This is a genomic window from Desulfovibrio sp. ZJ369, assembly GCF_011039085.1.
GTDB lineage: Bacteria > Desulfobacterota > Desulfovibrionia > Desulfovibrionales > Desulfovibrionaceae > Desulfovibrio.
Genome location: NZ_JAAKEI010000102.1, coordinates 1 through 969, shown reverse-complemented (window position 1 = coordinate 969; position 969 = coordinate 1). Strand labels below are relative to the sequence as shown.

2 protein-coding genes are annotated in these 969 nt (G+C 39.2%); both read right to left on the bottom strand.

The features are described from left to right. Positions 1-15: 15 nt before the first annotated feature. Complete coding sequence (locus G7Y51_RS13475) at positions 16-636, bottom strand: IS630 family transposase (RefSeq protein ID WP_165178269.1); 621 nt, start codon at positions 634-636, stop codon at positions 16-18. Next, positions 566-949 (bottom strand): helix-turn-helix domain-containing protein, encoded by a 384-nt coding sequence (locus G7Y51_RS13470; protein WP_206214358.1) that lies wholly within the window; start codon positions 947-949, stop codon positions 566-568. The genes G7Y51_RS13475 and G7Y51_RS13470 overlap by 71 nt, the downstream gene beginning before the upstream one ends. Positions 950-969 lie beyond the last annotated feature (20 nt).

Sequence of the window (969 nt, the reverse complement as noted above, 5' to 3'; positions counted from 1 at the left end):
TAGAGCAGATTAACTTTAAATTTTTTCATACCCGCACGATTCAAACCAGCCCTGGGCATCATTCTGTGTGATCATGCTCAGGGCTTTCGCTACTACCGCATAAAGCTCTTCATGGGTACGGGCCTTCAGGCCTCTTAACAGTTGTTTTATCTTACTCCACATCTTTTCAATGGGATTAAAATCGGGGCTATACGCCGGCAAAAAAATATATTCAGCCCCTTTGCTTCTTATTGTTTCCTTTGCTGTTTTTGATTTATGTGAACTGAGATTGTCCAGGATGACAATATCTCCAGGACGTAACTTAGGACTAAGTGTATGTTTGATATAAGCTTCGAACATCTTTCGATCTACTGCTCCCTCAAACATGAGACTTTCTGTTGTTCCATCAAGCCGGATGGAAGATAATACTGTTACTGTTTTCCATCTTCCATCAGGAGCTTTATCATAACAACGGTTCCCTTTATAAGCTCGACCATATAGTCGGGTCATGTTAGTTTTTACGCCAGACTCATCAAGAAAAATCAATCTGTCAGCAGAGACTGTTTTTTGATATTTACTCCATAGCTCACGCTGGATTTTTATATCTTTGCGTTCTTGTTCGCTTGCCTTCAGAGTTTTTTTTAAAGACAAAGCCAAGCTTTACTACCGTTTTATGGATAGCAACCAACGAACATTTCTTATTAAAGCGTTCTCTTATTTCTTCAAGAGTTAAATCAACATCTTTTTTTAACAAATCAGAAAGCTGCTTTAATTCTTCTTCAGAAAAACAACTTTTTCTATGTCCGTTGGGCAAAGGAGCGAGGCGATTATTTTGTTTGTACGCCCGCACCCAATTACTGATACTTGCAGGCGTATAACCAAAGATATCAGCCAACTGCTGTCTAGTGGCCTGTTTTGCCAGGTAAGCCTTCACGACGATAGTACGAATATTTTCAGGAGCGAACTTCATAGAACAAGTTTAGATTTTTT

Coding starts and splice junctions, on each gene's coding strand:
- G7Y51_RS13470 (WP_206214358.1), bottom strand. CDS start 949: ATGAAGTTCGCTCCTGAAAATATTCGTACTATCGTCGTGAAGGCTTAC.